The 14,389-nt window shown below is 61.6% G+C and carries 11 protein-coding genes; 5 read left to right on the top strand and 6 right to left on the bottom strand.

Annotated elements, in window-relative coordinates; genetic code table 11:
* Window positions 1–48: 48 nt before the first annotated feature.
* Window positions 49–1,764, bottom strand: a complete 1,716-nt coding sequence (gene ggt / locus GO499_RS13110) for a gamma-glutamyltransferase (protein WP_161862601.1) — start codon at window positions 1,762–1,764, stop codon at window positions 49–51.
* Between the two features lie 11 nt (window positions 1,765–1,775).
* Complete coding sequence (locus GO499_RS13105) at window positions 1,776–2,510, bottom strand: YitT family protein (RefSeq protein WP_284154732.1); 735 nt, start codon at window positions 2,508–2,510, stop codon at window positions 1,776–1,778.
* 44 nt (window positions 2,511–2,554) lie between these two features.
* On the opposite strand from GO499_RS13105, the gene GO499_RS13100 reads away from it, so the two are divergent.
* Window positions 2,555–3,601 carry an AbrB family transcriptional regulator gene (locus GO499_RS13100; RefSeq protein ID WP_161862600.1) on the top strand — a complete coding sequence of 349 codons (1,047 nt, stop codon included), beginning with the start codon at window positions 2,555–2,557 and terminating at the stop codon, window positions 3,599–3,601.
* A gap of 397 nt (window positions 3,602–3,998) precedes the next feature.
* Here the strand turns inward: GO499_RS13100 and smc are convergent, their stop codons facing one another.
* Window positions 3,999–7,457, bottom strand: coding sequence for a chromosome segregation protein SMC (gene smc, locus GO499_RS13095; RefSeq protein ID WP_161862599.1), 3,459 nt, complete (start codon window positions 7,455–7,457; stop codon window positions 3,999–4,001).
* Between the two features lie 188 nt (window positions 7,458–7,645).
* Here smc and GO499_RS13090 point away from each other — a divergent pair, with 188 nt between their 5' ends.
* Window positions 7,646–8,191, top strand: coding sequence for an NADPH-dependent FMN reductase (locus GO499_RS13090; protein ID WP_161862598.1), 546 nt, complete (start codon window positions 7,646–7,648; stop codon window positions 8,189–8,191).
* Here the strand turns inward: GO499_RS13090 and GO499_RS13085 are convergent.
* Both GO499_RS13085 and GO499_RS13080 read right to left on the bottom strand, forming a co-directional pair.
* The gene (locus GO499_RS13085; protein WP_161862597.1) at window positions 8,182–8,577 is read right to left on the bottom strand and encodes a VOC family protein; all 396 of its coding nucleotides are present in this window, start codon (window positions 8,575–8,577) and stop codon (window positions 8,182–8,184) included. The two genes, GO499_RS13090 and GO499_RS13085, sit on opposite strands and share 10 nt — an antisense overlap.
* A gap of 3 nt (window positions 8,578–8,580) precedes the next feature.
* Window positions 8,581–9,681 (bottom strand): NAD(P)/FAD-dependent oxidoreductase, encoded by a 1,101-nt coding sequence (locus tag GO499_RS13080; RefSeq protein ID WP_284154731.1) that lies wholly within the window; start codon window positions 9,679–9,681, stop codon window positions 8,581–8,583.
* 45 nt (window positions 9,682–9,726) lie between these two features.
* On the opposite strand from GO499_RS13080, the gene mnmC2 reads away from it, so the two are divergent.
* Together mnmC2 and GO499_RS13070 are read left to right on the top strand one after the other, a co-directional pair.
* Complete coding sequence (mnmC2, locus tag GO499_RS13075; protein ID WP_161862595.1) at window positions 9,727–10,416, top strand: tRNA (5-methylaminomethyl-2-thiouridine)(34)-methyltransferase MnmC2; 690 nt, start codon at window positions 9,727–9,729, stop codon at window positions 10,414–10,416.
* Window positions 10,413–11,291 (top strand): DMT family transporter, encoded by an 879-nt coding sequence (locus GO499_RS13070; protein WP_161862594.1) that lies wholly within the window; start codon window positions 10,413–10,415, stop codon window positions 11,289–11,291. Before mnmC2 ends, GO499_RS13070 begins: the two co-directional genes overlap by 4 nt.
* Here GO499_RS13070 and GO499_RS13065 read toward each other — a convergent pair.
* Window positions 11,284–13,221, bottom strand: a complete 1,938-nt coding sequence (locus tag GO499_RS13065) for a lytic transglycosylase domain-containing protein (protein ID WP_161862593.1) — start codon at window positions 13,219–13,221, stop codon at window positions 11,284–11,286. The two genes, GO499_RS13070 and GO499_RS13065, sit on opposite strands and share 8 nt — an antisense overlap.
* 146 nt (window positions 13,222–13,367) lie before the next feature.
* On the opposite strand from GO499_RS13065, the gene dapA reads away from it, so the two are divergent.
* Window positions 13,368–14,243: a 4-hydroxy-tetrahydrodipicolinate synthase gene (gene dapA, locus GO499_RS13060; RefSeq protein ID WP_161862592.1), complete on the top strand. Its 876-nt coding sequence runs from the start codon at window positions 13,368–13,370 to the stop codon at window positions 14,241–14,243.
* The last annotated feature ends 146 nt before the right edge of the window (window positions 14,244–14,389 follow it).

The raw sequence follows: 14,389 nt of genomic DNA, 5'->3' as shown, positions 1-14,389 counted from the left end.
CGACCGGTCCGCCCGTCCCTGCACCACCCGCCGCCCTGTATCCCGCTGTCACTCTCCGACAGCGACACCCTCCCGCCGCGGGTCCGCCGCGCCGATCAGCTTGCCGCCTTCCAACAGGATCGCGTGCAGGCCCGAGTTGAGATTGGCTATGTTCACCTCATGCCCCAGCGCTTCCAGCGCCGACGCCAGCTCTGCCGCTTCCGTCCCTTCCTCCAGGTCGGTGGCACCGTTGCGGTTGACGACATGGCCCGCGTTCAGTGCCTCCTGCGGGTCCATACCCCAGTCGAGGATCCGCACCAGCGCACCCGCCACGTAATTGATGATGCGGCTGCCCCCCGGGCTGCCGATCAGCAGGACCGGCGCGCCGTCCTCCAGCACGATTGTCGGCGCCATGGAGGACCGGGGCCGCTTGCCGCCTTCCACACGGTTGGCGATCGGCTTGCCGTCCTCTTCGGGAGCCCGGCTGAAATCCGTCAGTTCGTTGTTCAGCAGGAAACCCCGCACCATCACGCGGCTGCCGAAGCCCGTCTCGATCGTCGTGGTGATCGAAAGCATATCGCCGAATCCGTCGACAATCGAGATATGGCTGGTGCCCGGCCGTTCCACCTGCCTGTCCGGTGCCCAAAGCCTGGTTTCCTCCCACGGCGGTTCTCCGGGGCTGGCACTTTCCATTGCCGCGTCCGGGTCGATCAGCGCCGCCCGCGAGGCCAGGTAGTCATCGTCCAGCAGCCCCTCTGGCATGTCGACGAAATCGCTGTCAGCCATATACAGGCCGCGGTCGGCATAGGCGTTCTTTGCCGCCTCGATATACAGATGCCACGCCTCCGCCGACGGCGCATTTCCGATCTCGAACGCGTTCAACTGCCCCAGGATCTGCCCCACGGTCAGCGCGCCGGAGGAAGGTGGACCCATGCCGCACACCTCGTAGGTGCGGTAGGCCATGCACACCGGCTCCCGTTCAACCACCTCGTAGGCGGCCAGATCCTCCATCGTCAGGATGCCGGGGTTCACATTGGTCTTGACCGCCGCAACGATATCGTCGGCGATCTCTCCCTCATAGAACGGTGCGGAGCCTTCGGCCGCGAGCAGCTTCAGCGTCGCCGCGAATTCTGGATTTTTCAGAATCGTGCCTTCCGCCTTCGGGCTGCCATCGGCCTCGAAGAAATACTCCCGCGCCACCGGAAACAGGTCCAGCTGTTGTTCCTGCGCGCTCGCGATGCTGGCTGCCATGCGCGGCGAAATGGCAAAGCCCGTCTCCGCCAGTCTGATCGCGGGCTGGAACAACTCGCCCCACTCCAGCCGCCCGTGCTCCGCGTGTAACGTCTCCAGCAGCCTCAGTGTCCCCGGTACGCCGACGGACCGGCCGCCCACGACCGCATCCCACCAGCCCACCGGCGCGCCATCCGCACCCAGCCAGTAACTCTCGTCCGCGGCCATTGGCGCTTTCTCGCGCCCGTCCCAGCTGGCCAGCCCAGCCTCGGCATCCCAGTACAGCGCGAACGCTCCACCGCCGATGCCGGAGGATTGCGGCTCGACCAGGTTCAGCACCAGTTGCACCGCCACCAGCGCATCGGCGGCACTGCCACCCCGCGCCAGGATCTCGCGCCCGGCCTCAGCGGCCAGCGGGTTGGCCGCGGCAACCATGAACTTCTCGGCGACGACGCTTTCCTTCACCGCAACGGCAACCGTCTCTTCCGGCTGCTGCGCCTCCTGAGCCAGCGCAGGCGCGCCCAGCGCCGCCAGACCGATCATCAAATACCGCATGTATCCCCCTCTCACCGGGCGATATAGCGGTCCGTCCGGTGGTTTATTGCCAGAAACAGGTTGAGAACGAGCGCACTCAGAAACGAAAACGCCACGGCGCGCAGCGGCAGCACTGCCAGCGCCAGCAGAAACAGCATGAAGTCATAGATCATCTGTGTCCACCCCGCCCGAAAGCCATATCGGTCTTGCAACCACACAGCCAGAATGCCCACACCGCCCAGCGAGGCGCGATGCCTGAACACCGCCAGCAAGCCGATGCCGATCAGCACCCCGGCGACAATCGCGCCATAGACAGGTGCGATCCGTTCGAACGCCACGAACCGTTCCTGCAAGTCGACGACGACGGAGAATGCCACCACCGCCGCCACCGTCTTGGCAGTGAAGGCAGCGCCCATCTGCAACAGTGCGAAAGCGTAGAACGGCGCGTTCAGTACGAAGAACAGCAGCCCGATAGACAGCCCGGTAATCTCGTGGCCGATCAGCGCCAGCCCGGCCAGGCCGGATGTCACCAATCCCAGTTCCGCCAGCATCGCCACGCCCAGCGCCGTAAGCACGACGGCGGCGGCGATGCCCTGTGCATCCTCGACAGGGCTGTGGTGGGTGGCGGTGGAAGACCAGTCTCCCAACCGCTTCATCGGGTTGTTTTCATCGCTCATGGCAGACGCGTGCCCGGATGTCGCGGTGCCGTCAACCTCCAGCCCGCCTGCCGTGCCGCAATCTCCAACCGTTGCCCGGAAAACCGGCAATTGGCCCTCTTTATCCTCCCCGGCAAAGGTGATAGCGGCATGCCATGCCGTCGAACCCGCTCCTTCGTACCCTCATCGCGCTCTGCCTGGGCGCCATCGGGGCGACGATCGGCTATTTCCTGCATCTGCCCGTCTATCTGCTGACCGGCCCGGCGATCTTCATCACCATCCTCGGCCTCGCCGGGCTGCAACTGTCGCTCGACAGTCGCTTTCGCGATGCGGCCTTCGTGGTCATCGGCATCTCAATCGGTGCGGGCATCACCGAAGAGGCGACAGCCGCCGTGCTGACATGGCCCCTCGCTTTCGTCGCGCTGGCGATCATGCTCTGGGCGATCCTCTTTTTCTCCCGCGCCATGCTCACCCGCTGGTTCGGCGACAACCGCAAGACGGCGATCCTCGCGTCCTCGCCCGGCCATCTTTCCTTCGTCATCAGCATGGGCATGGATGCCGGCGCCGATGTCGTCCGCATTTCCGTCGTTCAGTCGGTCCGTCTGCTGGCCCTCACCCTTGTTGTGCCCTTCGCGGCACTGTTTCTGGGCATCGAGGTCAACGCCAGCTTCACCTCTGCCGATGGCACAATGTCGCTGCCGATCCTCGCTGCCATTCTTGCGGTCAGTCTCGCGCTCGGTTTCGCGCTGAAGCGCACCGGCCTGCCCGCGCCGCTGTTGCTTGGCGGGTTGTTCACCTCCACCGCTGCCCACGCCTCCGGCATCGTCCACGGCGGCCTGCCGGCATGGGTGGCGCTGCCCGCCTTCTGCATCATGGGCACGCTCATCGGTTCGCGGTTTTCCGGCATCACCCTCGCGACCTTGCGCCAGTGTTTCGCCGCCGGTGTCGCCATCACCTGTGTCTCGGTCTCGTTGGCATTTGTCGCCGCCGTGCCAGTCTCCCGCCTGCTTGATATGCCCGTCGCCCACGTTCTCATCGCGTTCGCTCCGGGCGGGCTGGAGACGATGATCGCCATGGGTATCGTCCTTGGCGCAAACCCCGGATTCACGGCCGCCGCCCATGTCATGCGACTTCTGATCCTCACGGTTCTGGTGCCCGCGATGCTGGGGCGAAAGAAGCCGGAAGCCGAGCCCGAGACGTGAAGCGGTCGCGCCGAAACAGACCGCAATTGCGCCGTGGACAGATCAAACTACGATAAGGTGGCCACTTCCGTACCCGTCAGAAACACGTACAACACCCGTGCAAGACACGCGGCACCATGAAAACGTATCCTGCGGCACCTTGAAAACTTCCTCGCGCGCCGACCAACGGAAATGTTGTCAGTAACACGTCACGTGCGCTTTCGGGGATCACACCAGATGGGGAGGCGGGTCTGACATTTCCGGGTGCGGTGGAAGGCGGTCTCAACCGTGTTCTGCAGGTTGGACAAGCAGAGCCGCGTCCGGTTTTTGCCTATTCACCGGTTCAGTGCCTGACGGAAACACTCGCAATACTGAATCCATACGAAACCCATACCAGATCCATATTCGGAAATCGGGCTCAGGCGTCGACCAGCTTTTCCGCCTGCCGCAGGTCCACCGAAACCAGTTGAGAGACGCCCTGTTCCGCCATCGTCACCCCGAAAAGCCTGTCCATCCGGCTCATCGTCACCGCGTGGTGGGTGATGATCAGAAAGCGCGTGTCGGTCTGCTGGATCATCTCGTCCAGCAGATCGCAGAACCGGGTCACGTTGGCATCATCCAGCGGCGCGTCAACCTCATCGAGCACACAGATCGGGGACGGGTTGGCCAAAAAAACCGCGAAAATCAAAGACATGGCCGTCAGCGTCTGCTCACCACCTGACAGCAGTGACAGGGTCGCCAGCTTCTTGCCCGGCGGTTGGCACATGATCTCCAGCCCCGCTTCCAGCGGGTCATCGCTCTCCACCAGCACGAGGTTGGCATCGCCACCGCCGAACAACGTCTTGAACAGCATGGAGAAATTGGTGTTCACCTGCTCGAACGCGTCCAACAGCCGCTGCCGGCCCTCGCGGTTGAGGTTGGCAATCCCGCTGCGCAACTTGCCAATCGCTTGTTCCAGATCACTTTTCTCGGTCGTCAGCGTATCGAATTCTTCCTGCACCGAGCGTGCATCCTCTTCCGCCCGCAGGTTCACGGCCCCCAGCGCGTCCCGCTGCCGCCGCAGTTTCAGAACCTCGTTCTCGATCTCGTCCGACGACGGCATCGCGTCGGGATCGACCTTGATCTGTTCCAGCAGATCCTGCGGCGCGGCGTCCATCTCTTCGGCGATCCGCTCCTCGGCATCGCTTACCCGTGCCTCCGCTGCCTCTTCCAGCGCTTCGGCTCGCGCCCGATTTTCCCTTGCTTCTCCGGCACTTCGCTCTGCATCGCGTTCCGCCTGCTCCGCTTCGCGCCGCGCCGTTTCGCCCGCCGCCAGCGCATCGCCGGCAGCTTTCTTGCGTGTCTCCGCCTTCTCGATCCCGTGGCCCAGTTCCGCCCGCTTGCTGGCCAACTCGTCCGGAGTTTTACGCGCCTCCTTCAGTGCCTCTTGGCTTTCCGCGCTGCGTTTCTCAAATTCGGCGATTCGTGTCTGCGCCGAATTAAGCCTGTGTTGCCAACCGCTTACTTCTTTAATGATCTCCTGCCGCCGTTTTGTCCGTGCCTCGCCCTCACGCCGCAATTCGTCCGCTCGCGTCCGCTTGGCGATCATGGCCAGCCGCGCAGCCTCGACCGTCACTTTGTGGCCTTCAACCACTTCCCGCGCTTTCCCGAGGTCATCGCCCGCGATCAACCCGTCTACGGCCTCTGCTAGCACCGCCTTTGCGGCCGCGCTGTCTTCCTGTCGCGCCTTCAGCGATAGCTGCAATGTCTCTTGCCGCCCTTGCAGCGTACCAAGATCCCCTTCCGTTCGTCCGGCCCGCCGTGTCGCCTCCGTCAACGCCGCATCCGCTTGCCTGCGTGCTTCGCGCGCAGCCTTCTCTGCCATCTGGGCTTCCTCGAGGGCGGCTTTGCGGGCGGCGTAGTCCTGCCGTGCGACATCGGCTTTCGCCTTCGCCTCCGCTCCCGATTTCTTCAGTGTGTCCAGTCGGTTGATCTGTTGCAGGCGCAGAGCTGCTGCCGAAGGGGCGTCCTCGGCGCTTGCGCGGTAACCATCCCAACGCCAAACATCGCCCTCCCGGCTGACCAGGCGCTGGCCCGGTTGCAGATCGGGCTGATACCTCGCCCCTTCGGACGCGTCTACGAGTCCGATCTGGCCCAACCGACGTGCCAGCGCATCCGGTGCCGTCACATGCGCTGTCAAGGGCGATACGCCAGCGGGCAGATCGTTGTCATGGGAGTAGCCGGGCAGGGTTACCCACCCCGAGCCTTCAGAGTCATCCACCAGTGGGGCTTTCAGATCGTCACCCAAGGCAGCCCCGAGCGCAGGCTCGAAACCGGCCTCGGCCCGCACGGCATCAAGCAATTGCGGCCCGTCGCCACGTTCGCGGTCCAGCAGCCTTTCCAGTGCAGAAATCTCCGCGTTCAGCGTCGTTTCGATGCCCTCGGCTTCAGCCAGCACCGCCCGGACCTCGCCTTCGCGCGCCTGCGCATCGGTCCGACCCGTCTCGGCAGTCAAAAGTGATGCTTCTGCCGCTTCCGCCGTTTCTTGGGCTGTCGCAAGTGCCTGAATTGCCTCTTTGTTTCGCGCATCGGCCGCAGCGATTTCCGCAGCGATTTCTGCCATGGCAGTCTCGGCCTTGGTCACGGCTTCCGTCAGTCGGGCCAGCTGTTTTTCCGCCTCCTCGCGCCGACGTTCAGCTGCCTGATGCCGTGCAGACAGCCGAGCAGCATCCTGCGTAGCGGAATCCAGTGCTGCTTCGGCGCTCTGAAGGCTTTCACCCGCTTCCTGAGCCGCTGCACGGGCCGCATCAACCGCTTCGTCCTGGCCCTCCGAAGCCTTCTCCAAGGCTTCCTTTTCCCAGGTCAGCTTGGCAATTACCTCTCCAGCATCACGGTTCAGTCCCGTTTCCCGCTCGCTGTCGCGGGCCAGTTGTTCGATCCGGGACTCCAAGGTCGCGATAGTCTCTTTCGCGCGCTTGTCCTGTTCGTCAAGTGTATCCCGTTCCACCAGCAATCTCTGAAGAACGGCTCCGGCAATCGCCTCTTCCTCGCGCAACGGTGGCAGTTTCCCCTCCGCCTCCGCCCGCGCACGTGCCTTTTCCGAGGCGCTTCCCTGCGCTTGTGCGGCCTGTTTTATCGCTTCTCGCAACGTTGCCGCCGCCGCCGCGCGGGCCTCGTCAGCTTCCTTCCAGCGGCGATAGAGCAGCATGGCCTCCATGCGCCGCAAGTCCCCTGCGATCTCGCGGTAACGTGCGGCCTGTTTTGCTTGCCGGGCCAGAGAGTTCAGCTGTGACTGCAGACTCTCGGTGACGTCCTCCACGCGAGCGAGGTTCGTCTCTGCGCCACGCAGCTTCAATTCCGCTTCGTGACGACGCTGGTAGAGACCGGAGATACCGGCCGCTTCCTCCAGGATGCGTCGGCGCGCCTTTGGTTTGGCGTTGATAAGTTCCGCGATCTGGCCCTGCCGAACCAGCGCGGGCGAATGCGCGCCGGTCGAGGCGTCGGCGAAAAGCATTTGAACGTCGCGGGCCCGTGCATCCTTGCCGTTGGTCTTGTAGGCGGACCCTACATCGCGGGTGATCCGCCGCACGATCTCAAGGACGTCGCTGTCGTTGAAGCCTGGAGGCGCAAGCCTGTCGGAGTTGTCTAGTTGCAACGTGACTTCGGCAAAATTACGGGCCGGGCGGGAGGAGGCTCCGGCGAAGATGACGTCCTCCATACCTCCACCGCGCATGGCTGTCGGGCGATTCTCGCCCATGACCCAGCGCAACGCTTCGAGCAGATTGGATTTGCCGCATCCGTTCGGACCGACGACACCGGTCAGTCCGGGTGCAATCGATAGCTCCGTCTGGTCGACGAAGCTCTTGAAACCCTGCAAGCGGATTCGAGTGAAATGCATAAGTGCCTGCTGTTGGAGCGATTCCCGCGATTGGTTGGAAGGATTCAATCGCAGCCTCGGTGAGTCAAGCAGTCATCACAGAATGTGGATGTTTAGGCAAACTTATCCACAATATATTGGTGGCTTTAATTTAGAGACGAACACGCATAGGTCATCGAGAGGCAATTTTCCGCGAAGGAAACGTATTCATGTCATACTCTATCCTCGGCCTCTCCGGAGCGTTGCGCAGGGACTCTTCCAATACCAAGCTGATGCACGAGGCTGCGCGGGCCTTCGCGCCTGACAGGTTCACCTTCGGGTCAATCCGGTTTCCCCTATACGACGGGGATCTTGAAGAGGCTGAGGGTATTCCGGCAGGGGTTGCCTTGCTCACGGAACAGATCGCCGAAGCCGACGGCGTGATCATCGCCACGCCTGAGTACAACAAGAACTTGCCCGGGGTGCTGAAAAACGCGCTCGACTGGCTGAGCCGCACTGGAAAATCTCCGCTCAAAGGCAAACCGGTGGCGATCATGTCCTGCGCTGCGGGGCGTGCAGGTGGTGACCGTAGCCAGTTTTCTCTGCGACACTGCCTGACTCCCTTCCAGCCCATTGTTCTGCAGGGGCCAGAGGTGATGATTGTTGGTGCAAACAAGGCATTTGGCGCAGACGGTCGTTTGATCGACCCGAAGAGTTTCCAGATTCTCACGACACTTATGGATGGACTGCGGGCCGAAATCCGTGCTCACAGATAGTTGGCGATCTCGATGAGATTGCCGTCCGGGTCCCTGATGTAAATCGATATCAATGTTCCTTGAGCGCCTGTTCGCTTTACAGGAGCTTCCTCTATAGCGATGCCTGCGGCTCGCAGGTGTGCCTGCCAGTCGCCAAGATCGTCCGTAGTCAGCACACAAAAGTCACCGGTCCCTGCCGTTGGCGAAGCAGCGTGTGGGCTGAATGGCGCATCTTCTGGGTGCAGGTTGATCTTGTATGACCCGAACGTCATGGCATGGCGGGTGGTCCCATCGGCGACGGTGAAACGCAGGTGCTGCATGCCGAGAGCCTCGGAATAGAACGCAATCGTCGCGGCCAGGTCGGTGACTGTCAGTACGAAATGGTCGAGACCGTCAAGCGTTGGCACGAGTTAGATCTCCATGTGGCTTTCGACACCGAAACTGCGCGGCAGGTCACATGACCGACCGGCAATCATATCGGCCAGGATCTTGCCTGCGAATGGAGCGATGCCAAATCCGATCTTGAAGCCGCCCAAGGCCACGAACACATGGGAGTGTCCGGGAACCGGACCCAGCATCGGATCCCGCTTACGCGCCTTCGGTCGGACACCTGCCCAACGGGTCAGAACTTTGGCAGCACGCAGTTTTGGGCACAAACTTTGTGCCGTATCAATGACCGAGTCGAGCCGCTCGTCCGTGTTGCCGGCATCGTCGAACCGGTTCTCGGACGTCGAGCCAACGGCCACTCTGTTGTCGCCGTGGGGGACGATGTAGACACCGTCGTAAAAAAGCAGAGGCTCCCGGCCTGTTGCCGGCGCGGCGAGCAGCGCGGCCTGACCCTTGACGCCGCTGCCGGGCGCGGAGCCGACAAGTGGCTTCAGAAGGTCAAAGCCGGCGACGCCGGCGGCAACCACGATCGACGACGCTTGGAAATCGGCGGAACTACTGTAAACGCGTCCGTTTTCGATCGTTTCGACTGCCGTTTCCTCTACGATTTCGCCCCCAAGTGCCCGCACGGCCGCCGCCAGGGATTCAATGGCCTCACTCGGGAACAGTCGGGCGGAAAGAGTTTCCCGCACACAACCGCAGGACATTATTTCCGACGCCAACCAGCCGTCTGCCGTATCTACCAGTTGCCAGTCGGCACGTCCTTGCCAGTGTTCTGCGGCACCTCGAGATCGTTCGATTGCGAGCTCGCGTGCCGCGAGGGTGGGCAAAGGCAGCAGGCGGCCTGTACGAGCGTATGTGGTTTCCATGTTGGACGCTTGCTGGACTTCTCGCCAGAAATTCTGTTGAAAAAACAATGACTTAAGCTGAAACTCTTTCTTTTCGTTCCACCGCTCCGGCGCATGGGGTGACAATGCTCCGACGATGCCGCCGCTGGCTCCGGCACCGATCTGTCGTGCCTCCAGCACGACGACTGCCATTCCGCGCTGCAACAACGCGAAGGCCACCGACAGACCGAAAATTCCGGCGCCGACGATGATGACATCCGATTTCCGCGTTGCCAAGCTGCGGCCCCCTCCCCATGCTGGTGCGATAGTCGGGGTGTAGCGATGAATGACCACGGGAGCAAACATGGAACGGCAGATCTGGAGTGGCGTGAAGGTGAGGTGCCCATCTCCACTCGGTTTGATGATCCTTATTACTCGCTTGCCGATGGCCTCGAAGAGACCCGCCATGTCTTCCTGCGCGGCAACGATCTGCCGGCACGCTTTCGAGATGGTTTCCATATCGCCGAACTTGGTTTCGGCACGGGGCTGAATGCCCTGGCAGCGCTGGAATGCTGGCGGGCGAGCGGGGTAAGCGGCACTCTGAAGTTTACCAGTTTTGAGGCTTATCCACTTACGCATGAAGATATGGCCCGCGCCCTTGCACCCTTTACCAGCATCGCAGACCTCGCGGCACCGATGCTGGCAGGCTGGGGCTTAGGTGAGCGGAGAATCAGCCTACCCAGGATGGAGCTTCACATCATTGCAGGTGATGCCCGCGATACCCTGCCTGTATGGCCGGGGCAGGCGGATGCATGGTTTCTCGATGGGTTCAGCCCTGCCCGCAATCCGGAATTGTGGGAGGCGCAGTTGCTGGCCGAAGTCGCGAACCATACTTGCCCGGGTGGAACCTGTGCTTCTTATTCCGCCGCTGGTCATGTTCGCCAAAAACTGGCATCAGCCGGCTTTGAAGTAGCCCGCGTTCCCGGATTCGGCAGCAAGCGGCATATGACACAAGGCCGCCTGCCACGATGACCAACAATGCCCGCCTCGGCATCACTTTGATGATCGCTACCATGTTTGTTTTCGCGGCACAGGATGGCATTTCCAAGCATCTGGCCGAAGCCTACAACGTGATGATCGTGGTGATTTTCCGCTACTGGTTCTTCGCTGCATTCGTTGTTGCCCGCAGCGCATCGCTGAAGGGTGGGCTGCGACGCGTCGCGAAATCAGGCATGCCGAAGGTCCAGATTTTTCGCGGCGTACTGCTGGTGTCGGAAATCTGCGTTATGGTGCTCGGCTTCAAACTGCTTGGACTGGTGGAGGCACATGCAATCTTTGCGGCTTATCCGCTGATCGTCGCGGCCCTTTCCGGGCCGGTGCTGGGCGAATCCCTCGGCTGGCGGCGTTGGACTGCGATCGGGATTGGCTTCGTCGGAGTTTTGATAATTCTGCGCCCCGGCTTTGCTGTATTCGCACCGGAGGCACTGATCTCCCTGACGGCCACCCTGATGTTCGCGCTCTATGCCCTGCTTACTCGTTACGTCGCCCGCGCTGATAGTGCGGAGACAAGTTTCTTCTACACCGGTGTCGCCGGGGCGATCGCTATCACCCTGACCGCGCCCTTTTTCTGGGAGCCAATGACGACGGCAGGCGATTGGGGCTGGATGGTGGTGCTCTGCATTTTCGGTGCCTCAGGTCATTTCCTGCTGATAAAGACCTACTCCGTTGCCGAGGCCGGTACGGTGCAGCCATTCGCCTACCTTCAACTCGTCTTCGCCTCCGCCATTGGTGTGATCGTGTTCGGTGAGACGTTGCAGTTCTGGACGGCTGTCGGCGCAGGCCTGATCATCGGTTCCGGCCTGTACGCGCTGTGGCGCGCTCAAGTCCGCGCGGCGAAGGCTAGTTGATGCGAAGTTCCCGCTCGAGGCCGATCGGCTGTACCTCATTGCTTATCCGCACACGATAAACGTGCAGGGATTCGAGAACCCGCATCACATAGTTGCGGGTCTCTCTGTAAGGGATGTTCTCGATCCACCAAATCGGATCGACCCCGGCGCTGCGCGGATCTCCGTAGTCCGAGATCCAGCGGTCCGCACGGTGAGGGCCGGCGTTATAGGCGGCAGCGGCGAGTAGAACGGAGTTGTCGTACCGCTCCATCATTTCGGCCAAATAGGCGGTGCCAAGGCGGGCGTTGTACTCGGGATCTGACGTCAGCCGACCGAGGTCGTACTCAACTTCCAGATCGTTCGCTACCTTCTTGGCAGTGCCCGGCATCAATTGCATGAGGCCACGTGCTCCCGCCGGGCTGATGGCAAAAGGATTCAACTCGCTCTCCTGCCTGGCAATGGCTTTTACCAGTTCCGGCTTCAGCGGGCCGGAACTTGCCTGCTCCGCCAATTCCGTCACCGGGTAATAGGCCTCTGGTAGAATGATGCCGAGATTGGCCTGCCGTTTGGCGATCTTCAAAGCTGCGAAGGGACGTTCAAGTGAAAGCGAAAGGGCAGCCAAGGCCGCGCTATCCTCGGCATCCAGACTCTCTTCGACGTGCAGAAGGAAACGCTGCATCAGCAGTTCCTCATGTGCCTGTTGCAACAGCAGCGCCGCCTTGACTGGACCGGTTTCCATGAAAGCACGGGCCTTCCAGTCGGGCAGGGCGCCTGATGTAACCATCTCCCCGTCTACCGGCAGGCCCGCCTGTTCTGCAGCCAATTGCCCGTAAAAGCTTGTCTGGTATGCGGCTCCGAGCCCGTAGGCCGCCCGTGCGGCGCTGGGGTTGGCGGCTGCCTCATATGCCCGACCCATCCAGTAGCCTGCACGGCCCAGCGAGATCGGAGTTTTTACAGCCAAGCGGAAGCGTTCGAAGTGCCGGACCGCGCGATCTGGATCGTCCAGCCTGGTCAGCGCTATGTAACCCGCCAGCCACTCCAGATCGGCGTAGTCATTGCCTTCGGTCAAGAAGTGCTGGCTCGCCAGATTGTAGGCATTTCGCGGTCGGTCCAGACGAAGGGCACGACGCGCGAGCAGGCGGCGGCGGTTGGCCCAAGCCTCCGGCTGACCGAGTGCTGCAGTGGAAACGGATCGCTCTCGTAGGAGTTCCTCGGAACTGTCGTAGTAGTCCTTGCGCATTCTCCACGCGAACCGGTCGTGCGCCAGTCCTGCGTCACTTGCGAGTTTCGGCGGCACTGCCTTGATCGCGGCATCGACACCGGGTTTGTCCTGCTGCAGAAGGATGCGTGCCCTTGCCAGCAGGGCCGTGTCCTTACTCACAAGGGGCAGAAGCGCCTCGGCTTGATCCGGCCTCCCGGTCCAGAGCATATTCTCCAGCCTGGTGACGGTTTCAGGGGCGATCGTTTTCATGTGGTTTTTCTGAAAGGTCTCCCGTTCCATCTGAGTCAGCGGCAGGCTTCGCCATGCCCGTAGCAACACCGGCTTCCCTTCCGTCTCGCCCAGCGCACGTGCAAAGATCAGCGCGCCTCGACCTGTCTGCGGGTGTCCGCCCGCGAAAAAGCCTCGATACTGCTGCGCCGAGAGCCCGACCGGCAAGACAGCCTCTCCGCGTTTGCGCAGATAGGTCAATCCAGGCCAGTCGGGATTGCGCTGCAGGAAATCGGTGTATTCCTGCCAGACACCGTCGCCCTGTCTCAGACGGTGCCACAATACGATGTCATGTGCCTCCCGCCCCGGAATGGCTTCGGCCAGCCTCTCTGCCAACGGGTAGTCTCGCTGTGAAATTGCCTCCATAACCTGTTCCATACGCGGACCATCACTCGCCACCGCCCCGGCGGCGCAAAAGCACAGCAAAAAAGCCGCCACCAGGCGCCCTGATTTCAGGATCATACTGCTCACCCCTTCCGGGTTTTGTGTTTGGCGAAGAATAGCACAGCGGATCGCCTTCGTCTTCACCCGTTCCCTTGCAGGCACATCAATTCGTCGCTACGGTCGCGCGGCCCAATCAGGGCGATTGCAAGACAACAGGTGCCGCCATGTTCAAAGGATCTCTCCCCGCACTCATCACACCCTTCCGGGACGGCAAGGTTGATGAAGATGCGTTGAAGGCCCTGGTGGAGTGGCACATCGAGGAAGGTACTCATGGCCTTGTTCCCGTCGGCACCACCGCTGAAAGTCCCACCCTCACCCATGAGGAGCACGAGCGTTGTATCGAGATCGTGGTCAAGCAATCCAACGGTCGTTTGCCGGTGATTGCCGGTGCCGGCTCAAATAGCACCGAAGAGGCACTGCGGTTCGTCCAGTTCGCGGAAAGGGTGGGTGCCGATGCTGCTTTGGTCGTCACCCCGTACTACAACAAGCCGAACCAGCGCGGGCTGAAACAGCATTTCCAGATCCTGCACGACGCGTCCAACCTGCCGATTATTATCTATAACATCCCCGGACGTTCGATAATCGACATGACGCCGGTGACGATGGGGGAACTGGCCAAACTGCCGCGTATCATCGGCGTGAAAGACGCGACCGGGGACGTAACGCGCGTCTCTGACCAGCGGGCGACTTGTGGCAGGGACTTTATCCAACTTTCCGGCGAGGATGCCTCCGCGCTGGGCTTCAACGTCCATGGCGGCGTTGGCTGCATTTCGGTGGTGGCCAACATCGCTCCTCGTCTCTGCGCTGAATTTCAGGAGGCGATGATGGCCGGGGACTGGCCGTTGGCCTTGAGCTATCAGGACAAGCTGTTGCCGCTCCACCGCGCGGCCTTCCTGGAGCCCAGTCCGAGTCCGACAAAATATGCGCTGAAGCTGCTCGGCAAATGCTCGGATGAGGTTCGCTCACCGATGGTCAACATCGAAGCGGCGACCGAGGTGCTGATGCAGGATGCAATGCGCCACGCCGGTCTCATCAACTGAACACAGAAATTGTAGTATCGTAAGCTCCTGTCCCTGAACAAGATTTTTGATCTTGTCAGGGCGGGAAAACTTTTATTTGCCCGAAACCGAATAAAAATCGGTTCCCAAACGTAGCTTCATTGACGGCAGCATTGGAGCCCGCCGCG

The organism is Algicella marina (genome assembly GCF_009931615.1).
In the GTDB taxonomy this organism is placed as follows: domain Bacteria; phylum Pseudomonadota; class Alphaproteobacteria; order Rhodobacterales; family Rhodobacteraceae; genus Algicella; species Algicella marina.
This window is presented reverse-complemented; position numbering and strand designations above follow the sequence as displayed.